Below are 22,325 nucleotides of genomic sequence, written 5' to 3' on the forward strand. Positions count from 1 at the left end.
CACCCCCGGCCCCTCTCCAATCAAGTTAGAGAGGGGAGACAAGCAGCGCTCGATGGGGTTTTGCAGGGGTAGCCCACGAGAACGCACAAACCACCCCACGCAGCCGTGGTGCGGCGGGGTTTTGGGAAAAAACGGGCGATGCAAGCATCGCCCCTACGCAACGAACCCCAATCCGCACGCACGACGGCATCCGCGTGCGCGGCGGGCAGCTACCGCATGATTCCGAACAGGAACAGCAGAAGCAGGACAATAATCTCGCCAATGCCAGGGATAGCTGGTTCCATGGTGCAGACTCCTTCGGTCGATAGGTGCAGAAAACCCAATACGGGCGGGCGCAAACTCAGTGCGACCAGTCCGTAAACGGACGGCAGTCGCCCGCGCCGCCATAACAGGCGCCGGGCAGCGGATTGCCGTTTTCGTCCAAACGATTGGCGTTGATGTCGTTCAGGTTCACCTGATCGGATGACGACACGGTCACGCAGTCGATCGCGGTTAGCTCGTTGATCGGCGCGCGGCGCTGGTACAGAGCCGTTTCAGGATTGAAGTAGTTGTACGTCAGGCGGCTGGCTTCTTCGATCAGCACCCAACTGTCGATGGTCGGCAGATTGTTGCCGTCGAGATCGCGCTCCCAGGTGTACATCACGAAGATATACGGGCCATTCGGCGCGTAGACGATGCCCGCGTCGCCGGTCGTGTCCGGCCCCCAGCCGTTTTTGTGCGCGATGCGTGTGCCCTGCGGGATGCCAAGCTCCATCAGCCGGTCGATGCGGTTGCCGCTCATGACCTCGATCATCTGCTTGCATTCCTGCTGCGTGAAGTCGTCGGGATAGACCGCCTTCAGACCGCTGCCGTACTCGGCGCAGTCGTAGATCTCGTTCAGCATCAGGCCCATGTCTTCGGCGGTCGTCTCGGCGTACGGGTCGGGCGACGCGTTATATTCCTGGTTGCCGGGCGTTTCGGGACGGCAGACCGCCGCCTCGAACTGCAAGCCCTCCGAGCCGACGTACAGCGGCGCGCTGATGTAGGTGTGCTCCGCGCCTAACTCCTGCGCGGTGCACGAGACCTGATTCAGCCCCTCGCGCAGCATCGCTTCTTCATTGGTCCCGGTGCCGGTGACCTGCATCAAAAAGTTCGAGGCCGAGTTATTGCTGCACAGGATCGATTCCGTGAGCAGGTAGGCCACGTCCGGCTCGCTTTCGACCAGCAGCTTATCGCGGAACAGGTTGACCATGATCGGGATCTTGATCGTGCTGACCGCGCTGTAGACGATATCCGGCTGGATGGTGACTTCCTCACCCGTCGAAATGTTCAGGATGTAAACCGAGGCCAACGTATCCGCGCCGTTGTACTGGAATCCGCGCGACTGGAACAGGGTCATCAGCGCGTCGCGCAGCGAGTTGATGTCCTGGCGCGGCGCGTCGATCTGCACCATCGGCAGGATCACTTTGCGGCTGGCCGTATCGGGCGAGCGCAGCGCCGACTCGATCAGCGGGATCGCGGCGTCTACGTCCAGGCGGCTGCTTGCCATCGACAGGCGGAAGGTCAGCGTGTTGATGTCGAACCCGCCGCCTTCAGCGGCAGGCTGATCGTAGCGCTCGGCCAGCGACGTGAGGTAGTCGCGCAGGTCGCCTTCTTCCAGGCCAGCATCGAGCGGCACAGTGATCGCGCCCACGGGACGCCGCCAGAGGTAGTTCCAGAAGCCCAGCCAGAAATTCTTCTGGCGGCTGCTCTGCGACCGCACGGAGCCGAGCATCGCGTCGCTGTTGGTGCGGAAGCCGACCGCCTGCGGATCGAGGTAAATCGTGCTGCCGTTATAGACCAGCTCGACCGGCTGGTTCATATAGACCGCTTCCCAGCGCGATTGGGCCTGCGCTTCTTCCAGGCCGCCGACCGGGATGCCCGCCACCGTCACGTCAGGCTGGAGCGATTCCTGGGTATTGCTGTACTGCACCAGCTCGAACATCGCCAATACGATCGCGGCCAGCAACAGCAGCGACGAGAAGATCTCCAGCACCGGCAGTTGGAGCCTGCGCCGGTCTTCGCGCAAGTGTCCGTATTCCACCCTTTACCCTCCTGGCCGGGAGCGATGCCCCGGCGTCATTCGTAATGGTTACCCGCCTGCTCGGCGGCAGTCCGCAGCGCCAGCGCCTGAAACTCGATCATGGGCGGGATGGCGTCCCAGGGCACCCAACGCGCCGCGAGCAGTTCTCCGCACAGGGTCACGGCCTGCGGCTCGCCATCCAACGCACACAGATACGCGACGTCCATATGATGCGGCATGCCCGTCGCGCGCTGGATCAAGAGCGGGCGCACCGCCCGCACGCGCAGGCCGGTTTCCTCGCGGAATTCCCGCGCCACGCCGTCCGCCGGGTCTTCGCGGCGGTCCAACCAGCCGCCCGGCAGTCCCCACGGGTGCACGGCATGAAAGACGTGCTCCACCAGGAACACATGATCGCCGGAAGCGTCCAGCAGCACCCCCACCGCGCCGATCGTGAAGCGGGGCTGCACAATCTGGTACAGGCGCTGGATGGTGACCGCTATCCAGGGGAAGCGGCGCAGTACCATCGCAAATCTGCGGCGCGTCCCGTAGAGGCCCGCCCGGCCCGCATTTACCGTTCCGGTGTCCGTCATGTTGTGTCCTTAATACCGTGCCGGTAAACACAAGAGGCCAAGGTCGCCATTGTGCGGCGGCATGGCCCCCCTGATACCCTGCGCTGTAAGTTCGGATCGCGGCAAGTGTACCGCCCCGCCCCGCCCCTGTCCAGATCCCTGCGCGTGCCCTACGCCCTGCGCAGGCGAAACGAGGGCGCATAAACGGGTTTACCGGCGCGCACCCAAATTGTAATCATGTTATACTACACAGGCGCAAGGTTCCGAATGCAGCATAAATGAGGATCTGCATGGATTCCGCCCCTGAATTCCTGAACTTATTCACCGAATCGACAGGCGAGCTGCTCTACTTTCTGGTCGTGATCATGATCGGCCAGGCTGCCCTGCTTATGGCGCTGGGGCAGCGCATGCGCAGCAAGTCCGAAACAGCGGCGGGGCATTACGCAATTCTGTTGACCGGCGTCGTGTTGGCCTGGATCACGCTGATGGGCGGCGCGCTGTACGCGCTGGTCACCGACACCCCCGCCGACGCGATCCTGCCGCCGCTGGAGCGCGCGATCAACGCGCTGGTGGTGGTGCTGGCGGGCGCGGCGCTGCTGGCCGCCGACAGCCCACAATCCGAGCGCGGATTCTGGCGCATCGTGGCGCTGAGCAGCCTCGTGATCATCGCCGCGGGCGTGATCACGGTGATCGTGTGGCATCCCATTGCCGATACGGAAGAATTCAACCGGCACGCGCTGGGCGTCGCCTGGACCGCCGGGACGATCGTGCTGCTGATCGTCGGGCTGGGGCTGCTGTGGACCCGCTACAGCGACACCGCCGATCTGCCGCTGAAGTCGCTCTTTTTCCTGGCGCTGCTGGCCGGATATGGCTACACCATGGTGCTGGTCGCGGGTGACAATCTCGAAGGGGATACCGCCGGGGCGCTGCGGCTGGGCTTCATCATCGCCATGCCGATGCTGGTCACGGTCGTGTACCGGCTGGTGGTCGAGCGGCTGACGATGGTGATCGACGAGATCAGCGAATACGCCGACGCGGTGTCGCGCCCCCAGGCCGCGATCACTCAGCCGGAGCCGATTTTGCACGCGCCGGTCGCGCCGAACGTCAGCGCCAGCGAATCGATGGCGCTGCTCAAGGCGATGGGCCTCATGCTGGAACGCGAAGATCCCGACAGCATCCCGCGCCAGATCGTCGTGGCCGTCGCGTCGGTGCTGAAGGCGGACATCGCCGCGCTGGTGGCGAATGAAGACGACAGTTGGGCGGACATCGTCGCCGCCTACGACAACATCCAGCAGCGGCACATCCCCGGGCTGGCGCTCAACCTGGAAGAACAACCCACGGTCGTCAACGCGATCAAAGAAAAGATGCAAAGGCCGCTCTACGCCGATCAAAATCTGGACGAGCTGGTAGACCTCTACACGCGCCTGGATATCAATCAGGTCGGCCCGGCCTACATCCAGCCGCTGACGCGCAGCGGGCAGGTGGCGGGCGTGCTGATCGTCGCCCTGCCCTACACCAACCGCGACCTGACCGCCAGCGAAAACAGCCTGCTCGAAGGGCTGGCGCCCATCGCCGCGCGGCTGCTGCTGTTGAGCCGGGCCGCGCACCGCACGCGCTTCGAGGCCGAGGACCGCGCGATTCAGGCGATCGTCGAAGGGGGCCTGCCGGACGACGTGGACCAGGAAAGCGTGCTGGCCGCGCGTCACGAGATGCAGTCGAGCCTGGAACTGGCGCAGGAGCAGATCGCGGAACTGAGCCGCCTTGTGCGCGATTTGCAGGTGGAACTGGACTACGAGCGCAGCCGCATGGCGCAGCTTCTGGCCGACGGCGACGAGGCGATGACCATTTCGCAGCGCATCGAGGTGCTGTCAAAGGAGCGGCAGCAACTGGCCGACGAGCGCGAGCTGCTGTCGCAGGCGCTGCAAGAAGCACAGGCGAGCCTCATCAGCGCGACCGCCGAGGCCGACGAAGACGTGTACGGCACGATGATCGAATCGCTGCGGCACGAGCGGGATGAGCTTCAGGTGCAGAAATCGAAGCTCGAACGCCAGATCGAAGACATCCGCCACGCGCGCGAAACCGCCGTGCCAACCGCACTAAAAAACATGCTCGAAGAACTGGGCGAAGAAAAAGCACGGCTGGCGGACGAACGCGACCAGATGAAATCCGAGCTGGATGACGTGTATCGCCAGCTTGAGTCGCTGGGCATCGAAGGCGGGCCGCTGGCCGTCGCCAAGACGCTCGGCCACCTCACCGAAGAGCGGCAGTTCTACAAGTCACGCGCGGAAAAAGTGTCGCAGGAGCGCGATCTGCTGCTGGCCGAACGGCAGAAGCTCTCCGATCAGCTGGAGCGCGAGGCCGAGCGCGAAGCCAAGATCGTCGCACTGGAAGCCGAACTGCGCCGCCTCGCCACCGACCGTGAAGCCCTGCAAAAGCAGCGCGACACCACTCGCGCCGAGCGAGACGAACTGCTCAAGGCGCGCGAGGCGTGGCTGGACAACCGCACCCGCCTGCTGGGCGAACTGAGCGGGCTGCAAGCGGAAATCGAGGAAGTCGTGTCCTCACGCGACCGCGCCGCCACGGAGCGCAAGACGCTGTCGAACGACCGCGCCCGGCTCGAAGCGGAGCGGGATCGGCTGCTGGCGGAGCGCACGGCACTGCAGACCGAGCGCGATCAACTGATGGCGCGCGTGGAGGGCAACCGCGACCTGCTGGAACAGCTTGGCGCGGACGGCGTGGGCCAGCTCAAGACCATGATCGACGATCTGACGCACGAGCGGGAAGCGCTCAAGGCGCAGCTCGAACAGGTGGAACAGCAGCTTGCCGAGGCGGAACGCACACCGCGCGTCCCCGGCGGCTCGACCACCCAGTTCACCAAGCCGATCGCGCCGGAAAACGCGGACGTCATGCTGTCGCTGGCGCAGGAACTGCGCACGCCGATGAGTTCGATCATGGGCTACACCGACCTGCTGCTGGCCGAATCGGTCGGCATCCTGGGCGCGTTGCAGCGCGAATTTTTGGAGCGCGTGCAGGCGAACATCAACCGCCTCAACGCGCTGATCCGCGATCTGGTGAGCGTCACAGCGCTGGACGCGGAGGACTTCCGGCTCCAGCCCGTCACGATCGACATGCTGGGCGTGATCGAAGACGCGATCACCAACGCCGGGGCGCAGTTCCGCGAGAAGAACATTACGCTGTATCTCGATCTGGCCGATTCGCTGCCGCCGCTGCGCGCGGACCACGACGCGATGGAACAGGTCGTGACGCAGCTTCTCTCGAATGCCTACCTTGCCACCCCGCCGGACAGCGAGGTATCGATCACGGCGCGGTTTGAAAAACAGCTCGTGCCCCCGCTGAGCGCGGACGGCGGACCACATCCGCAGGCGGTAGACGGCATTTACGTCGCGGTGACCGACCAGGGCGGCGGCGTGCCCGCCGACGAGCAGCGCCGCGTGTTCCGGCGGCTCTACCGCGCGGATCACCCGCTGATTCAAGGGCTGGGCGATACGGGCGTCGGGCTGTCGATTGCGAAGGCGCTGGTCGAGGCGCACGGCGGCCAGATCTGGTTCGAGAGCGAGCCGGGCAAAGGCAGCACGTTCCAGTTTATTATCCCCCTGTCGCCTGAGACGATGGCGACAAAGGAGGCATAGGCCATGCAGCGCCGCCGTGACCGAGGCAGTGAGCTGATCGTCGCCATCGCCGCCATTGGAACGCTGGCGTTGGCGCTGACGTTTGGCGTGATCCTCACGTTGAGCAGCAGCAGCGACGACGACGAAAACAAAACGTCAACCGCCGTCGTGGAACAGATCGGGGGCGGCGTGACGCCCACCGCCGCCGCGCCCCTGACCTCGACGCCCGCGCTGACAGACACCGACACGCCGCAGCCGAGCGATACGCCCTCACCGGAACCGACGGACACGGCGCAGCCTACGGCGACGGATACCGCCGCGCCAACCGAGACGGATACGCCGGAACCGACCGCGACCGATACCGCTGTGCCCGCGACGGATACGCCGCAGCCAAGCGACACGCCGCGTCCAACCAATACCGCGACGGAAGAAGTCACGGCGGTGGCGCTGGCATCCAGCCCGACGCCGGAGCCGAGCGACACGGCACGCCCGACCAGCACGGAAGCGGATACCGACACGCCGGAACCCACCGCCACGGATACGGCGGCACCGAGTGATACGCCGCGTCCTACGGCGACGGAGACCCCAGCGCCAACTGAAACGGATACGCCGGAACCGACCGCGACCGACACCGCTGTGCCCGCGTCGGATACGCCGGAGCCCACGGATACAGCGCGCCCGACCGCCACCGCGACGGATACGGACACGCCCGAACCGACCGTGACGGACGCCGTCACGCCGCGTCCGAGCAGCACCGAAGCGGATACCGATACGCCGGAACCCACCGTCACAAACACGGCGGAACCCAGCGATACGCCGCGTCCCACGGATACAGATACACCGGAGCCGACTGTGACTGATACAGTCGCGCCGACGGATACGGCGACGCCAGAGCCAAGCGACACCGCCCGCCCAACCGCCACTGCCACGGATACGGATACACCGGAACCAACCGCTACGGATACGCCGGAGCCAACCAACACGGCGACGAATACGCCCACCGACACGCCGGAACCCACAGACACGGCGACGTTCACGCCCGAACCGACCGATACGCCGCGTCCGACGAATACGCCGACCCGCGTACCGAGCCTGACGCCCACGCCGACGGATACGAACACGCCCACGCCGACTGCCACGGATACCGCGACGGCCACTTACACGCCGTCGAACACACCGGGACCCTCGCCCACGCCGACAGCAACCGGCCCGACGCCGACGCTGACGTTTACACCCTACCCCACGCTGACGCCGAGCGTCACGCCTATCGGCGGCGAGCAGACGAGCACGCCCGCGCCCAGCGGCTGCGTGATCCCCGAAGGCTGGACGTCCTACACCATTCGGCGCGGCGACACGCTGTTCCAGCTCTCGCTGCGTTGGGGCGTCACCGTGGACGAGCTGGCAGAGGCGAACTGCTTGGAAGACCGCAACAACATCACCACCGGGCAGATCATCTACGCGCCGCCCGGCAGCAACGTCACGCCCGCGCCGATCACGCCGGGTCCGCTGACGCCGGGACCGCAAAACACCGCCACGCCGACGCGCATCGAGAACATGGTCAGCTTCGACTGCGGTAATCCCGACGCGACGATCACCAGTCCGGCAGCGGGCACAATCCTCAGCGGCACGGTGGCGATTTACGGCACGGCGACCGACCCGAACTTCCAGTTCTACCGGCTGCAAGTGTCCGGCTCCGGCACAAACGACGCAGACTTTGCGACGCTGAATTCGTTCTTCCAGCCGGTGATCAACGGGCAGCTTGGCACGGTTCCGACCGACGCGTTCGCGCCCGGCGACTACTGGCTGCGGCTGAGCGTGGTGGACAACAGCGGCCAGTACCGCCCGCAGTGCACGGTGCAGGTGCGGTTCGATTGAGGCAAAACAGCAGTCGATAGTCGTCAGTTTTTAGTTGTTAGTCAAGCAAGGCCAAAGCGAAAGCAGCGCCCAACGAAGTTTCGTAGGGGCGGGTCTGTGACCCGCCCTTTTTCGTCCATGTACGGTACACATTGGCGGGCGGAGCAAGCTCCGCCCCTACGGATCCCGGTCAGATTGAAGGCGAGCCGGAGGTAAAAGCCAGCCGGATTTTACTGCCCACGAAAAACGATCCGCTCACCACGACAAACTGGCTATCGCCCCACGCTCGCCTGCCAACCGCTTGCAGTTCACTCCCGCTGCGCTACACTTGGCGGGCATCACGACACGTCATTGCACAGGCGCACCGCGCGCCGTAGACCCTGAAACCAACGAGCATGGAGTCAGACTTATGCGCCAACCCTTTCGCTTTGCTGCGCTGCTCGGTGTGTTGATCGTCCTGGCCGGGAGCCTGCTCGCATCTGTGCTGATCGCGCCCGGCGGCGCGATGGCCGCGCTGCAAGCCACCGTCCCGCCGACGAACACGCCGCGCGCGACGATCCCGCCCACCAATACGCCGCGCGTCGCGCCGACCGACGCGGCGACCGTCGTGCCCACCTCGCCCGCGCTGCTGCCGACGCCGACGCTGTACTATCCCGACGTCGTGACGCACAGCGAGCAGGTCACGGCCATCCCCTCCCCGATGCCGCGTATGCGAGCCGTGGACGACAACGGCAGCGCCTATAACGTGCTCAACGTGCTGCTGCTGGGGCACGACGGGGACATCGTGCCGACCGATCCGAACTTCCACACCGACACGATGATCGTCGTCTCGGTCAACCGCGACACGAACACCGTGAGCATGCTCTCGCTGCCGCGCGACCTGTTCGTGTACATCCCCAACTTCGGCATGGGGCGGCTGAACCAGGCCTATGCGTACGGCGAAAGCATCGGCTGGACGGACGGCGGCTGGGGCATGCTGGCGCAGACGATTCTGTATAACTTCGGGATCGACGTGCACTATTACGCCATGATCGACTTCGAGGCGTTCGAGGAAATCATCGACACCATCGGCGGCGTTACCGTCGCGGTGGACTGCCCGATTCAGGACAAGTGGTGCACCGGAGCCGCCTGCGCGGACGGCGTCGCGGGCAACGAATCGGACGAGGACTACGAGCTGCGCACGCTGGACGTGGGCGTGTACGACATGGACGCCGACCTCGCGCTGTGGTATTCGCGCAGCCGCGCCAACACGATCGACTTCGACCGGGGCCGCCGCCAGCAGCAGATCCTGCGCGCGATCTGGGCCAAGGCGAAGGATCTGGGCATGATCACCCAACTGCCCGATCTGTGGGGCCAGATCACGTCGGTGGTGCAGACCAACTTCCCGCTGTCCGAAGCGCTGACGCTGGCGCCGCTGGCGCTGTCGATCCAGCCTAACGACATCGAGAATCATTTCTTCCGCAAGGGCGCGGAAACGGTCGCGTGGCAGCCGCCTTCGGGTCCGTATGCGGGCGCGTACGTGCAGCTACCGGGGCCAAACGGCGGGATGAACCTGCTGTTGGAAGACTTCGTGTCGCCGCCGACCACCAACCGCCTGCGCCTGGAAAACCCGGCGATCCAGGTGTACAACGGCACCAGTCACGAGAACTGGGACCTCGTCGCGCAGGACCGCCTGATCTGGGAAGGCTTCGCGCCGCTGGCGATGGGCCACCGCGACGGCAGCTATCCGCAGACGATCATCATCGACCACACCGGCAGCAGCAAGGGCAGCAGCATCAACGATCTGGTGAGCCTGCTCAACATCCTGCCGAACAACATCCAGCAGGACCCCGATCCGAACCGCACCGTGGACTTCGAGATCATCCTGGGCGACGATTACAACTCGTGCGTAGACCGCCAGTGGGTCGCGCCGAAGGAAACGGGCGGCTAAACCGGGCATTCGCCCCATCCGCTAACGCTCGATGATGAAGCCCCCGGAGAGTTCGGGGGCTTCACTTTTATGGGTCCGGCAGGTTTTTAGCGCACGGGCACGCTTACGCCACCACCGCCCGCGCGAAATGGATGTGCTCGATGGCGTGGTACCGATCGGCGCGGCCCCGGAAGTAACGCGCTTCGGTGGCCGCCGGGTCCAGGTTTTCGTCCAGGCGCAGGCCGAGGCGATCGAGGTCTGCGGCCAGCGCAGCCGGATCGAAACCGGTCTTCATCGGCTCCCCAAGCTGCACGGCCATGAACTGCATCAGTTGCACGCGCCGGGCGGTCTTTTCGGGGATAAACGCGTCCGTATCCATGTAGTCGAAGACCACCGTACTGCCCAGCGCGGCGATAGAGACGATGCTGCGCAGCGTGTCAACCACCACCGCGTGCGTCAGATAGTAGCTGACGCCCAACCAGCTAAAGAAGCTTAACTGGCGCGGGTCGAAGCCCGCATTCACGAGCGCGTCCGACAGGCTTTCGTGGGTGAAATCGAGCGGGATGTAGTGCAGGTTCGCCGGATCGTCCCAGCCCTGGCGGGCAATCCGCTCGCGCTTGATCGCCTGGGTCGCGGGATGGTCCACTTCGAAGATGTGCAGCCGGTCCACCAGATCGGGACGGCGGTACGCGAACGTATCAAAGCCCGCGCCGAGCAAAACGTACTGGCGCACGCCCCGCCCCAGGGCGTCTTGCAGGCTGTCTTCGGTATAGCGCGAGCGGCCCAGCGTGATCGCGCCCTGGCTCTGCACCACCCAGCCCAGCGCCGTCGCGGGATCGGGATTGGTGGCGGCCAGCTCAGGCTCGACGTATTGGAGCAGCCCGGCCCAGGTTTGATCCGTCTGGGCCAGATCTTCAGGCGTGAACAGCCCGGACGCGAGGAAGTCATCAAAGATAAGCGGCGACTCGTGCGTGGCGTGGTAGGCGCGCATGTAGGCCATGCCCATTGCGGACAGTCCGGCTTGTTTTTCGGTCATAGTGGAAGCTCCTCCTCATCGACTGGCGTGCGGCGGTTGATGCTGGCCCGGGTCAGGCTGCGGAGCGACAGTATAGCGGGGCGCAAACGGCGCGGCATGACACTTAATCTCCATTTACTGGCAGGTGGCGGTGTGATACTATGGAAGCAACAAACAAGACTGGGGCAGCACACTCATAAACCGGGCAGATTCCCGGCGCTTGCGCCCGTTATCGCTGGCCGAGATCCCCTGTGGAAGCGGGCGTGCAACGCCGGTTTCCTGAAGGGGTCGAATTTTGTAGGTCCCACGCCAAACACGGTGGCTGTATACCTTCCTCCCGATGGCCGCACAAGGGAGCAATCTCTGGAAATGCGTGCCGCTTTTCCACTCTGCGCGCCCGATCATGCGCTCTTGCTTGTCCTTGCAGCGGTCAGGTATAATCAACGTAATCGAACCGAACTAACCGGGCGGCTCCGCTGCCTTTAGCTTCGCTCAAAAACAACCTAACTCTTTGGGGAGATCGTCATGTCTGGTCATAACAAGTGGTCCACCATTAAGCGTAAGAAAGGCGCGGAAGACGCGAAGCGCGGCAAGATCTTCACGCGCATCACGCGCGAGATCATGATGGCGGCGCGGGAAGGCAGCCCCGACCCGGATTCGAACTCGGCGCTGCGGCTCGCGGTCGATAAGGCGCGCGCAGCCAATATGCCCAAGGACAACATCGAGCGCGCCATCGCCAAGGGCGCGGGCACAGGCGACGACGCCGTGCAGATGGAGTCCATCGTGTACGAGGGCTATGGGCCCGGCGGCACCGCGATCGTCATGGACGTGCTGACGGACAACAAAAACCGCACCCTCGCGGACATCAAGTACGTCTTCAACCGCAACAACGGCAACATGGCCGCCGCGGGATCGGTCCTCTGGCAGTTCGACCAGAAGGGCTACATCGCGGTCGGTGGTGACGGCGTGGACTACGACGAGCTGTTCCTGGCGGCGGCGGAAGTCGGCGCGGAGGACGTGCAGGGTGAAGACGAGGTGTACAACATCTACACCCCGCGTGAAGAACTCGCCCGCGTGGCAGGCGCCCTGCGCGAAGCCGGGTACAAGATCGAAGAAAGCGAACTCGTCTGGGTTCCCAAGAACGAAGTCGAGTTGGAAACGCAGCAGGCGATCCAGGTGATGAACCTGATCGAAAAGCTCGAAGACCTCGACGACGTGCAGTCCGTCTCGTCCAACCTGCGCATCACCGACGAGGTGGCCGCCGCCCTCGAAGCCGCCTAAGCAGGCGCGACTACGATTTGAACGTTTTTCCGGCGGGTTCCTATCCTGTAGTGACCCGCCGGTTTGTTTGATGCAGCGTGCGACTCCAGTTTCGCGCCGCGCGCAGGAAACGAGAAACGCTGATGTTTGTGCTGGGCATCGACCCCGGAACGGCAACAACGGGCTTCGGCTTCGTGCGCGAGCACGACGACGGCAGCCTGGAAGCGGTGCATTACGGCGTGATCACGACGCCCGCCAAAATGCCCATGCCAGACCGCCTGCATATGCTCTACAGCGAGATGTCGGACCTGATCGCCACCTACAAGCCGGAAGCCGCCGCGATCGAAACGCTGTTCTTCGGCAAAAACGTCACGACGGCGATCACCGTGGCCCAGGGACGCGGCGTGGTGCTGCTGGCGCTGGCGCAGGCCGGGCTGACGATCCGCGAGTACAAGCCCGCCGAAATCAAGCAGGCCATCGCGGGCTATGGCAACGCGGAAAAATCGCAGATGCAGGAAATGATCCGCCAGCTGCTCAATTTGGAGCAGATCCCGCGTCCCGACGACGCCGCCGACGGGCTGGGCGTGGCGATCACCGACCTGAACGCCAGCCGCTACGAGCGCATGGCGTGGGAATAAGCCATCCGTACCTGCAAGTAAGCTGATGAGCGCCTTCTACACACAGAGGATGCCCGCATGATCGACATTTTGACCGGCCAGGTGGCCGTTCTGGGCGACGATTACGTGGTGATGATGGTTGGCGGGGTCGGGCTGCGCGTCCACGTGCCCAAAACGATCTTCGATACCGTCAGCGGGCGCGGTCAGGCGATCACGCTGTTTACGCACCTCGTCGTGCGCGAGGACGCGCTGGTGCTGTACGGCTTCGCCGACGAAGAGGAGCGCAGCCTGTTCGAAACGCTGCTGACCGTCAGCGGCGTGGGACCGCGCCTTGCCGTGTCGATTTTGGGCGCGCTCTCGGTCGAGCACCTGCACAACGCGGTCGCGTCCGAAAGCCCCGAAGTGCTAACGCGCGTGCCGGGCATCGGCAAAAAGATGGCGCAGAAGCTGGTCTTCGAGCTGAAGGACAAGCTCAAGACGGATCTGCCAATCGGGCTGAGCGCCATCAGCGACGTGGATACGGACGTGCTGGCGACGCTGACCGCGCTCGGGTACAGCGTGGTCGAGGCGCAGTCGGCGCTGCAATCCATCCCCCGCGACGCGCCGCAGGACGTCGAAGAACGCGTGCGCATCGCCCTGGAATATTTTGCCTGATCGCCTCACCACTGCCGAGGACATCATGACCGACGAACCAACTCCCCGCGAGGCCCTGCTGGGCCGCCGGATCGACGTGCTGGACAAGGGCTGGATCGAGCTTCAGGACGTCATGGGCGACGATCTCGCCATCGTGAACGCGGCGCGCGTGTCGTTTCTGGGCGAGAGCAAGGGATCCGAGCGGGACAAAAAGCTGCTGTTTTACCTGATGCGCCACCGCCACACCTCGCCGTTCGAGCAGGTAGAGTTCCGGTTCCGCGTGCGCGCGCCGCTGGTGACGTGGTGGCAGTGGGTGCGCCACCGCACGTGGAGCATGAACGCGCAGTCGGGGCGGTACACGCCGTTCGTCGAGGACGATTTTTACGTGCCGGACGAGTGGCGGCTCCAGGCGCGGGACAACAAGCAGGCCAGCGACGGCGCGCTTTCCGCCGAGGACGGCGCGGCGCTGACCGAGACGCTTCTCGCACATTACCGGCGCGGATTCGAGCTGTATCAGGCGGCGCTGGATCAGGGCGTGGCGCGCGAACAGGCGCGGGTCTTCCTGCCCGGCTTCGCGGTGTATTATACGTGGGTGGTCAAGGTGGACGCGCACAACCTGATGCATTTCCTGCGGCTGCGCATGGCTCCCGACGCCCAGTACGAGATTCGTGTGTATGCGCAGGCGATCTACGATCATTTCTTCAAGCCCGCCTTGCCCTGGACGGCGGAAGCCTTCGAAACGTACATTCTGCCGGATCTGGGGCCGATCAAACCGGAAGGATAGCGGGCGAGTGTCGTAGAGACACCTCATCCCCGGCCCCTCTCCAAGAAAGTTGGAGAGGGGAGAAACCCGTGTTCTGTACGGGTAGTTTCACCGTATGGGCGGGGCATGCCGCGCCCGCTGTGCGCAAAACCGGGTGGGGCAAGCCCTACCCCTACGAATGCAGAATCACCTACCGCTGCTGCACTGGATTTGCAGAGACAAAAAAACGGGCGGGTTTCTAACCCGCCCTACACAAGCTGCCATTTTGAACGCCAGAGCGACGGTGACGCTTTGGCTGACCACGAGCGTCGCCCTACAGGATGTACCCCTGCGCCAAGCCGATCAGGATCAGCATGACGAGGATGAACAGTCCGGCCACGCCCAACGAGACATACAGCACTGCCGCCGCATTCGCGCGCCACGGCACGGTCGGATTACCGTCAAAACCCACGAGCGCCCACCAGCCCAGGATGTAGAACGCCACACCGACTGCCACCGCAACCAGCGCCGGAGTCGTGCCGCTGTCCGACATGTCATTCAGCAGCACGCGATCCACAAACACCGATACCACCGCGGTCAATACCAGCGTGATGACGAAGCTCAACACGATACGTGCCGTCCGTGGAAGACGGTCCAACCGCATCGCCCACACTTCAATTCGAGATGGTGACACCATCCTGTCTGCCCGCGACATTACTCCTCCTCGCGCTGGTCCCCGCGCATCAGTCAGGACTCCTGCTACTCTGGATGATAAGAATTGATCATTCCCGTTGCGGCCCGTTCAAAGTAGGCCAGCATCGCACTCCGCGCCGGGTCGGCAATTGCCGCCTCATCGAGCGCGGCCTGCATATGCCGCATCCACACATCGCGCGCCGCCTGATCAATCCTAAACGGAAGATGCCGCGCGCGCAAGCGGGGGTGTCCTCGCTCATCCGAGTAGGTGGATGGCCCGCCGAACAACTGGATCAGAAACAGGCGCAGCCGCCGCGCCGCCGCCGTCAGGTCCTCTTCGGGATACATCGGGCGCAGCACCGGGTCGGTTGCCACGCGGCGGTAAAAGGCATCGATCAGGCGCTCGAAGGCGTCGGGGCCAATCTGGTCGTAGACACTCGGTTCCGTGCTGTTCATGCCGGCACATCGCTCCCAGTTGAGAATCATTGTCAAAAACCGAGGGCTATTATACTATCTGAGCGGGCGATCATCACCGCGCCCCTTCATTTACCCTGTTTGCAACCGTCACAACCGGGATCGCCATGCCACTCGCCGACGTTTTGGTGCGTTTGTTCGTCGCTTTGTTCGGCATCGCCATCAGCCTCGGCGCGGGGTTTTCGGCGGTGCGCACCTTCGTGCTGCCGCGCAGCACGCGCGACCCGATCATGCGCTTCGTGTTCGTGAGGCTCTACAGCCTGTTTTACGCTGCCGAGCGGCGCGTGACCTCGTACGAGTGGCGCGACCGCATCGCCGCCATGTACGCGCCGATCGGCCTGCTGGCGCTCCCGGCGATCTGGATCGCGCTGATCACGGTCGGGTACACGTGCGTGTACTGGGCCATCGGCGTGCGCCCGATTTACGACGCCTTCACGCTCAGCGGATCGTCGCTGCTGACGCTGGGCTTCGAACGCGCGGACGGCTTCGGCGTGATGGCGATCTCCTTTTCCGAGGCGACGGTCGGGTTGATGCAGATCGCGCTGATTATTTCGTACCTGCCGACGATGTACAGCGCGTTTTCCAAGCGCGAGGAAAACGTCTCGCTGCTGACGGTGCGCGCCGGGTCACCGCCGACCGCGCTGGAGCTGCTGCTGCGCTACAACCGCATCCACGGCATAGAACAGCTCAACGCCGTGTGGCCGACCTGGGAAGTGTGGTTCGCGGATCTTGAGGAGAGCCACAGCTCGCTCGCGCCGCTGATGTTCTTCCGCTCGCCCAGCGCAGATCGGTCGTGGATCACGGCGGCGGGCACGATCCTCGACGCGGCCTCGCTCTATTCCTCGACGCTCGACCTGCCGCCCAACCCGCGCGCGGACCTGTGCATCCGCGCGGGCTATATCGCGCTGCGCACGATCGCGGACTTCTTCGAGATCAAGTACAACCCCGCGCCCAACCCCGGAGACCCGATCAGCATCCGGCGCGAGGAGTTCGATCAGGTGTACGACGAACTGGCCGCCTCGCTGCTGCCGGTGCGCCCCGACCGTGAGGCGGCATGGCGCAACTATGCGGGCTGGCGCGTCAATTACGACACGGCGCTGCTGGGATTGGCCGAGCGGCTTCAGGCTCCGTATGCGCCGTGGACCTCCGATCGGGGCGTGGCAGACGGGCTGTTTCCGTCGCGTGCAAAAATCGATCCCACGCTCGAATAAGGCTACAATCGGGCGACCGCTATTCGCTTCACATCGCCCGAAAGGTCCGCTTTGAACGAACGTCCCACCGTAACCATCTACACCGATGGCGGCAGCCGTCCCAACCCCGGCCCCGGCGGCTGGGGCGCCCTGCTCATCGCCGCCAACGGCACGCAAAAAGAACTCAGCGGCGCCGAACCCGACACCACCAACAACCGCATGGAACTCACCGCCGCAATCGAAGCCCTGCGCGCGCTGAAGCAGCCGTGCGTCGTCGATCTGCACACCGACTCCCAATACCTCAAGCGCGGCATCACCGAGTGGATCGACGACTGGGTCGCCAAAAACTGGCGCGCCGACGGCAAAAAGCCCGTGCAGAACAAGGAACTGTGGCAGGCGCTCTATGCCGAGACGCAGCGCCACGACATCCGCTGGCAGTGGGTGAAGGGCCACGCCGGGAACGCGCATAACGAGCACGTGGACCGGCTGGCGACTGCCGCGCGCGAACAGATGGTGCGCGCGTCCGGCGGGCAGCCCGCCCTGCCCCCGGTGGACGTCGAGATCGCGCTGCGCGTGTCCGTGCCCAAAACCGGCGGACGCGGCGGCTACGCGATCCGGGTCAGCCCCACCGCCGACGACGTCGAGCCGCGCGTGCTGACCGGCAGCGAAGACGCGACCAACAGCTACCGACTGGAGCTGGTCGCCGCGCTGGACGCGCTGCGCAGTACGGACGCGGGCACGGTCGTGCGCGTCTTCTGCCCCAGCGACACATTGCAGCGCGGTATGACGCAGTGGGTGCGCGGCTGGCAGCGTAGCGGCTGGCGCACGAAGGAAGGCCAGCCCGTCAAGCACCAGGACTTGTGGCAGGCGCTCGTCAGCGAGGCACAGCAGCGCACCGTGGACTGGGCGCGCGAGCAGGATGCGCCGCCGGTCGCGGAAGGACTGGCGCAGCTTGCAGGCGACATCGCCCGGCAGACGTGACCGACCAGAGTCTATCCAGGGATGCTTGAGGTATAATTGGAGTCTCTACTGTTGGACGGACGGAGCGGCCCTCCGCGTACCGCCAGTAAGGATCGACGATGTCGCAGGTAACAACGATTTCGGCCCCTACGCCTAGCAATGGCGAACGCGTCCGGCGCGTGCTGTGGATCGTGCTCGTGCTGAACGTCGTCGTGGCGGGGGCCAAGCTGGTCACCGGTCTGATGACCGGCGCGGTGGCGATGATCGCGGACGGGTTCCACTCGTCCATGGACGCATCGTCCAACATCGTCGGGCTGGTCGGGACTAAGCTCGCCGCACAGCCACCGGACGAAGATCACCCCTACGGCCACCGCCGCTTCGAGACGCTCGCCACGCTCGCCATCGGCGGACTGCTGCTGGTCGCCGCGTGGGAGATCCTGCAAACCATGCTCGACCGCCTGCTCAACGGCGGCGAGCCTGACGTCACAGCAGCCAGCTTCGGCATCATGATCGGCACGATGGTCATTAACCTGGGTGTCACGATCTACGAACGGCGGCGCGGGCACGAGCTGCACTCGGACATTTTGCTGGCCGACGCGGCGCACACGTCCAGCGACTTTTTCGTGTCGCTCTCGGTGATCATCAGCCTGGGGCTGTCGTCGCTGGGCCTCGCGTGGTCGGACATCGCCATCGCCATGCTGATCGTGTTCGTCATCGGGCGCGCGGGGCTGGGCATCATCCGCCAGACGAGCAACATCCTGGCGGACCAGCAAACGCTCGATCCGCACGCGGTGCAGGAGGCGATTCAGGACGTGCCCGGCCTGGACGAGATCGTGCGGGTGCGCAGCCGCGGCCCTGCCGACGCGATCCATGTGGACGTGGACGCGAGCATTCAGCCCGCCGTCACGACCGACCATGCTTACGCGATCACCAAAACCGTGCGCGAGCGGCTGACCGCCGCGTATCCGCAGGTCGAAGAGGTGCAGGTCAACTTCGTGCCGCAAAAATCGCCCACGCTCGATTACGGGCTGGAGACGCGCGCCATCGCGGACGGTCTGGGGCTGCGCGTGCACGAGGTGATCCCGGTCCCCGCGCAGGACGGCGTCGTGCTGGAAATGCACGTCGAGGTGCGCCCTGGCCTGACCCTGGGCGAAGCGCACCGGCAGGCCAGCGAACTGGAACGGCGGCTGGTCAAGCGTATTCCCGGCGTGCGCGAGGTCGTGACGCACATCGAGCCCAGCAGCGACCAGGGCGCGCCGATCAGCCAGTCGCACATGGCGCTGGAACTGCGCGATCGCTCGGTGGAAATCGCGCAGAGGCTGTACCCCGACGCCGAATGGTGCGATTCGTCGGTCCGGCTGGCGCTGGGTGGGTATGCGCTGACGCTGTGCTGCCGCCTGCCCGGCTCGATGAGCGTCGAGGAAGCGCACGGCATCGCGGAGCACGTCGAGGCGGTGATCCGCACCGAGCTGCCGTTGGTCCAGCGCATCACGATTCACACCGAGCCGATCGAAGAGACCGAACCGGTCCTGAACAGCCTGCCCTGAGCGGCCCGCCTGCCCCGCGTCACTGTACAAGTGGCACAGAGGCGCGCGTTGACGGGGCCGACCGCCTGCCGCTATAATGACGATGCGACGCCCGGCGAGCGTCGCGTTTTGTGTGTGCGCTGTGCCCGATCAGGAGATGCCGCACGTGGCTCCTACTCAAACTCAACACCATTACCCTTACGACCTGTCCGTTGTGCTGCCGGTGTACAACGAGGTCGATAATATCGGATTGGTCCACGACGAACTGGCCGACGTTCTCGGCGGTCTGGACCTGCGTTACGAGATCATTTACGTGGACGACGGCAGCCGCGACGGGACGACGGCGCGCATCATCGAGCTGTGCGAAGCCCACCCGGACGTGGTGCGCGGCGTGCTGCTGCGGCGCAACTTCGGCCAGACTGCCGCGATCCAGGCGGGCATCGACCACGCCAACGGCGCGGTGATCGCGCTGATGGACGCCGACCTGCAAAACGATCCGCACGACATTCCCCTGATGCTGGATCAGATGGACACCGAGGGTTACGACCTCGTCAGCGGCTGGCGCAAGAACCGCCAGGACAAAGCGCTCTCGCGCAAGCTGCCCTCGCACATCGCCAACGGCCTGATCGCGCGCGTGACGGGCGTGCACCTGCACGACTACGGCTGCACGCTGAAGACGTACCGCCGCGAGGTGCTCGATCACGTCCGGCTGTACGGCGAAATGCACCGCTTCATCCCCGTGCTGGCGAACGCGGCAGGCGCGCGCATCGTGGAGCGCGTGGTCAACCACCGCGCCCGCATTCACGGCAAGTCGAAGTACGGGCTGTGGCGTACGATCAAGGTCGTGCTGGACCTGATGACGGTCAAGTTCCTGACCAGCTACAACACGCGCCCGATGTACATCTTCGGCGGCGCGGGCTTCATCCTGAGCATGTTCAGCGGCCTGAGCGTGCTGGTGATGCTGTTGAGCGGGATCTTCGCCGGGGACATTCTGTGGAACTCGCCCTGGCCGATCTTCGCGGGGATCTTCGCAGCGCTGGCGGGTCAGTCGATCCTGATGGGGCTGATGATGGAAATGCTGATGCGCACCTATTACGAGTCGCAGGGCAAAGGCCCGTACGCGATCCGGCAGGTGATCAACGCGCACAAGCACGTCGCCACGCCCGTTGTGGAGACGATGATCGACGCGGCGGGGTAAAAACGCTAACCACGAATTACGCTGTAGGGGCGGGTCTGTGACCCGCCCAAAATTTATTTTATGTAGTCTATCACTAACGACACAATACTCGTGATAATTGGAGCCAGCGCTGTAATACTGAAACGCCTACGGAGTTGAGTACTGTACGGCCAAGTCGGGAAAACATCATCCATTAAGGCCCGTAGTTCACGAACGGATTGAATTTGTTGTTTTCTTCGTTCAAGGATCTTGCCACCTTTGTCTATTGATCCAACAGTCTCCAGTAATTCATCATTGAAATGAAATGATATAGAATTGAGCAGCTTCTCTTTTTGGCGCTCCATTGCTTTATGCCCTAACCAGAGCGGAAAAAACAATATTGTAGGGGTAATTAAGATGTACACACACCAAGCCAATGCCCAAACCGGATCCCATAAAATAGCTGTTCCTTCTAATACTGGAACTACAATGCTCCAAACACTTATAAACATTCCGATAATCACTCCTAAAAAAGCAAATTCAAAATAATAACTTCCAATAAATCCTAATCCCCCAGCATTGTCCGCATTCAATATGTCTATTTTCAAGTGAAATCTTTCCAAGAATTCCGCTAATAAAAAAATTACTGAGATCTCTCGTAGCAATGAAATATAGAACATATAATAGGTTAGGGAACCGAATCCAAGTGAATAAACCATATGAGCTGGATAATGGTAATAGGGAGGAGGATTTTTACTCCAGATACCAAAAACCATTATAGGTACGGAAATTAAAGTCAGACTAACTGCAATACGGGATGTCCATCGTGTTGAAATTCTTCGTCTTGTCTTGTTCAGAAATCGCACAAACTCTCTGGTATCTTGCTGAAGCGCGACACCTTGAAGTTGCAAAAACAAGGTCGGTATTCTTTTAAAAGATAAAGCATAGTAACACCAGACAATGGGAACGAGTAGAAAATCCCACATCAGATCCCCAATTTGAACAGCGGGTGTTCTAGGATACTTCTCTACAAATATAACGAACAATTCCTTAAGTACAGTGATGGCCAAAAAGGTTACTAGAAGAGTTCCAACTCCGAGTCGAAATATATGGAATAGAAGCCGTCCAACAAAATCATGTCGTACCATTACGGGCCAAGTACGAAGAAGCAAGTCACTATTTGAGGATCCAAGTAATTTCTTAATGTCTCGCCATAAGTTCTTGCAAAAGATATGTGTTCTCAACTTCTTATAATGGAGATTAGCCCGACCAGCTTCTATTAAATTTGATATATATATATATATTCTCATATGTTCTTTTTCTGTCCATATCAGCTTGCATTTAAACAAGTATAATTACATTAAGATATATTATCAATATAACCGACTAAACAATACTACACCGGCTCGTAGGGCACGCGCAGGGTCGCGCATAGCGACTCGGCTTCGCGCTCGGTCAGCACGCGGTAGGACGGGCGATACGCCTCGTTGTACGCGGGCGAGTGGTGCACGGCAGGCCACTGCTCCTCCACGCGGGCGCGTCCGAACAGCGTCAGCTCGCGCAGCGGGAACTGCCCCGCCAGCGGGCCGTCGGGCTGGCAGCGCCGCGCGAAAACGTCCCACCACGCGGCCATCTGCGCCGGATCGCCGGTCACCTGTTCGGCGGAGCGCACCATCGCGTCCAGCAGCTTTTTGATCTCGCCGCCCACCGAGATGTAGGGGCGCAGATGCAGCCGCACGATCGCCCCGGTGGGATGCACGTGCTCGACCAGCGCCTCGTCGCCGGGCTGGCCCGCCACCCCAAAATCGTGTTCCAGCCACTCACGCGCGGTCTTCTTATTGGACACGAGATGGCCGGGGCCAAACGTGCCCTGGTGCAGCAGCTTGTAGACATCCGCGATTTCCATCACCGGATACCGCGCCATGTGAATATCCAGCAGGCTGATGAGCCGGTCGTCGTCCATAGGGTCAACATCCTTCCGTTGAGTTCGCGCGCCGGGCGGTCCACAAAAAAGGCCCCGGAGTTATTACACGCCCAGGGCCTTGCATACTCACGGC

Annotated in this window: 18 protein-coding genes and 1 pseudogene; 12 read left to right on the plus strand and 7 right to left on the minus strand. The window is 63.2% G+C overall.

Annotated elements, in window-relative coordinates; translation table 11 throughout:
* Positions 1–340: 340 nt before the first annotated feature.
* On the minus strand, positions 341–2,062 hold the full coding sequence (locus V7116_RS11355) for a serine hydrolase (RefSeq protein WP_324392041.1): 1,722 nt from the start codon (positions 2,060–2,062) through the stop codon (positions 341–343).
* 35 nt (positions 2,063–2,097) lie between these two features.
* Positions 2,098–2,631, minus strand: coding sequence for an NUDIX hydrolase (locus V7116_RS11360; RefSeq protein WP_324392042.1), 534 nt, complete (start codon positions 2,629–2,631; stop codon positions 2,098–2,100).
* Positions 2,632–2,900: 269 nt separating this feature from the next.
* Between V7116_RS11360 and V7116_RS11365 the strand changes: the two genes are divergently transcribed.
* From V7116_RS11365 to V7116_RS11375, 3 genes are all read left to right on the plus strand, one after another.
* Entirely contained in the window at positions 2,901–6,260 is a 3,360-nt protein-coding gene (locus V7116_RS11365) for an ATP-binding protein (protein ID WP_324392043.1), read from the plus strand.
* Between the two features lie 3 nt (positions 6,261–6,263).
* Positions 6,264–8,114, plus strand: coding sequence for a LysM peptidoglycan-binding domain-containing protein (locus tag V7116_RS11370; protein WP_324392044.1), 1,851 nt, complete (start codon positions 6,264–6,266; stop codon positions 8,112–8,114).
* A 388-nt stretch (positions 8,115–8,502) separates the two neighbouring features.
* A complete protein-coding gene (locus V7116_RS11375) occupies positions 8,503–10,023 on the plus strand; it encodes an LCP family protein (RefSeq protein WP_324392045.1) in 1,521 nt (506 codons plus the stop codon).
* A 103-nt stretch (positions 10,024–10,126) separates the two neighbouring features.
* Here the strand turns inward: V7116_RS11375 and V7116_RS11380 are convergent, their stop codons facing one another.
* Entirely contained in the window at positions 10,127–11,038 is a 912-nt protein-coding gene (locus V7116_RS11380) for a class I SAM-dependent methyltransferase (protein ID WP_324392046.1), read from the minus strand.
* A gap of 504 nt (positions 11,039–11,542) precedes the next feature.
* Here V7116_RS11380 and V7116_RS11385 point away from each other — a divergent pair.
* The 4 genes from V7116_RS11385 (at position 11,543) to thyX (ending at position 14,311) form a co-directional block, all read left to right on the plus strand.
* Positions 11,543–12,298 (plus strand): YebC/PmpR family DNA-binding transcriptional regulator, encoded by a 756-nt coding sequence (locus V7116_RS11385; protein ID WP_324392047.1) that lies wholly within the window; start codon positions 11,543–11,545, stop codon positions 12,296–12,298.
* Positions 12,299–12,420: 122 nt separating this feature from the next.
* Positions 12,421–12,915, plus strand: coding sequence for a crossover junction endodeoxyribonuclease RuvC (gene ruvC, locus V7116_RS11390; protein ID WP_324392048.1), 495 nt, complete (start codon positions 12,421–12,423; stop codon positions 12,913–12,915).
* Positions 12,916–12,972: 57 nt separating this feature from the next.
* On the plus strand, positions 12,973–13,548 hold the full coding sequence (ruvA, locus tag V7116_RS11395; protein ID WP_324392049.1) for a Holliday junction branch migration protein RuvA: 576 nt from the start codon (positions 12,973–12,975) through the stop codon (positions 13,546–13,548).
* A gap of 25 nt (positions 13,549–13,573) precedes the next feature.
* Positions 13,574–14,311, plus strand: coding sequence for an FAD-dependent thymidylate synthase (thyX, locus tag V7116_RS11400; protein ID WP_324392050.1), 738 nt, complete (start codon positions 13,574–13,576; stop codon positions 14,309–14,311).
* A gap of 292 nt (positions 14,312–14,603) precedes the next feature.
* Here the strand turns inward: thyX and V7116_RS11405 are convergent, their stop codons facing one another.
* Both V7116_RS11405 and V7116_RS11410 read right to left on the minus strand, forming a co-directional pair.
* Positions 14,604–14,984, minus strand: coding sequence for a hypothetical protein (locus V7116_RS11405; protein WP_324392051.1), 381 nt, complete (start codon positions 14,982–14,984; stop codon positions 14,604–14,606).
* A gap of 44 nt (positions 14,985–15,028) precedes the next feature.
* On the minus strand, positions 15,029–15,418 hold the full coding sequence (locus V7116_RS11410; RefSeq protein WP_324392052.1) for a globin: 390 nt from the start codon (positions 15,416–15,418) through the stop codon (positions 15,029–15,031).
* Positions 15,419–15,543: 125 nt separating this feature from the next.
* Here V7116_RS11410 and V7116_RS11415 point away from each other — a divergent pair, with 125 nt between their 5' ends.
* The 5 genes and pseudogenes from V7116_RS11415 to V7116_RS11430 all read left to right on the plus strand — a co-directional run bounded on the left by V7116_RS11415 (position 15,544) and on the right by V7116_RS11430 (position 20,310).
* Entirely contained in the window at positions 15,544–16,647 is a 1,104-nt protein-coding gene (locus tag V7116_RS11415; RefSeq protein ID WP_324392053.1) for a hypothetical protein, read from the plus strand.
* A 21-nt stretch (positions 16,648–16,668) separates the two neighbouring features.
* Positions 16,669–17,139 (plus strand): annotated as a pseudogene (gene rnhA / locus V7116_RS25785) (ribonuclease HI); the annotation flags it as partial.
* On the plus strand, positions 17,137–17,607 hold the full coding sequence (locus tag V7116_RS25790; protein WP_349258509.1) for an RNase H family protein: 471 nt from the start codon (positions 17,137–17,139) through the stop codon (positions 17,605–17,607). The pseudogene rnhA and the gene V7116_RS25790, both read left to right, overlap by 3 nt.
* Before the next feature lie 98 nt (positions 17,608–17,705).
* Entirely contained in the window at positions 17,706–19,133 is a 1,428-nt protein-coding gene (locus V7116_RS11425; protein WP_324392055.1) for a cation diffusion facilitator family transporter, read from the plus strand.
* Positions 19,134–19,269: 136 nt separating this feature from the next.
* The gene (locus V7116_RS11430; protein WP_442891834.1) at positions 19,270–20,310 is read left to right on the plus strand and encodes a glycosyltransferase family 2 protein; all 1,041 of its coding nucleotides are present in this window, start codon (positions 19,270–19,272) and stop codon (positions 20,308–20,310) included.
* Between the two features lie 53 nt (positions 20,311–20,363).
* Here the strand turns inward: V7116_RS11430 and V7116_RS11435 are convergent, their stop codons facing one another.
* Both V7116_RS11435 and V7116_RS11440 read right to left on the minus strand, forming a co-directional pair.
* Entirely contained in the window at positions 20,364–21,338 is a 975-nt protein-coding gene (locus tag V7116_RS11435; protein WP_324392057.1) for a hypothetical protein, read from the minus strand.
* Positions 21,339–21,664: 326 nt separating this feature from the next.
* On the minus strand, positions 21,665–22,231 hold the full coding sequence (locus V7116_RS11440; protein WP_324392058.1) for a hypothetical protein: 567 nt from the start codon (positions 22,229–22,231) through the stop codon (positions 21,665–21,667).
* Between the last annotated feature and the right edge of the window lie 94 nt (positions 22,232–22,325).

This window comes from Aggregatilinea sp. (genome assembly GCF_036822615.1).
GTDB lineage: Bacteria > Chloroflexota > Anaerolineae > Aggregatilineales > Aggregatilineaceae > Aggregatilinea.

Coding starts and splice junctions, on each gene's coding strand:
- V7116_RS11360 (WP_324392042.1), bottom strand. CDS start 2,631: ATGACGGACACCGGAACGGTAAATGCGGGCCGGGCGGGCCTCTACGGG.
- V7116_RS11365 (WP_324392043.1), top strand. CDS start 2,901: ATGGATTCCGCCCCTGAATTCCTGAACTTATTCACCGAATCGACAGGC.
- V7116_RS11370 (WP_324392044.1), top strand. CDS start 6,264: ATGCAGCGCCGCCGTGACCGAGGCAGTGAGCTGATCGTCGCCATCGCC.
- V7116_RS11375 (WP_324392045.1), top strand. CDS start 8,503: ATGCGCCAACCCTTTCGCTTTGCTGCGCTGCTCGGTGTGTTGATCGTC.
- V7116_RS11380 (WP_324392046.1), bottom strand. CDS start 11,038: ATGACCGAAAAACAAGCCGGACTGTCCGCAATGGGCATGGCCTACATG.
- V7116_RS11385 (WP_324392047.1), top strand. CDS start 11,543: ATGTCTGGTCATAACAAGTGGTCCACCATTAAGCGTAAGAAAGGCGCG.
- ruvC (WP_324392048.1), top strand. CDS start 12,421: ATGTTTGTGCTGGGCATCGACCCCGGAACGGCAACAACGGGCTTCGGC.
- ruvA (WP_324392049.1), top strand. CDS start 12,973: ATGATCGACATTTTGACCGGCCAGGTGGCCGTTCTGGGCGACGATTAC.
- thyX (WP_324392050.1), top strand. CDS start 13,574: ATGACCGACGAACCAACTCCCCGCGAGGCCCTGCTGGGCCGCCGGATC.
- V7116_RS11405 (WP_324392051.1), bottom strand. CDS start 14,984: ATGTCGCGGGCAGACAGGATGGTGTCACCATCTCGAATTGAAGTGTGG.
- V7116_RS11410 (WP_324392052.1), bottom strand. CDS start 15,418: ATGAACAGCACGGAACCGAGTGTCTACGACCAGATTGGCCCCGACGCC.
- V7116_RS11415 (WP_324392053.1), top strand. CDS start 15,544: ATGCCACTCGCCGACGTTTTGGTGCGTTTGTTCGTCGCTTTGTTCGGC.
- V7116_RS25790 (WP_349258509.1), top strand. CDS start 17,137: ATGGTGCGCGCGTCCGGCGGGCAGCCCGCCCTGCCCCCGGTGGACGTC.
- V7116_RS11425 (WP_324392055.1), top strand. CDS start 17,706: ATGTCGCAGGTAACAACGATTTCGGCCCCTACGCCTAGCAATGGCGAA.
- V7116_RS11430 (WP_442891834.1), top strand. CDS start 19,270: ATGCCGCACGTGGCTCCTACTCAAACTCAACACCATTACCCTTACGAC.
- V7116_RS11440 (WP_324392058.1), bottom strand. CDS start 22,231: ATGGACGACGACCGGCTCATCAGCCTGCTGGATATTCACATGGCGCGG.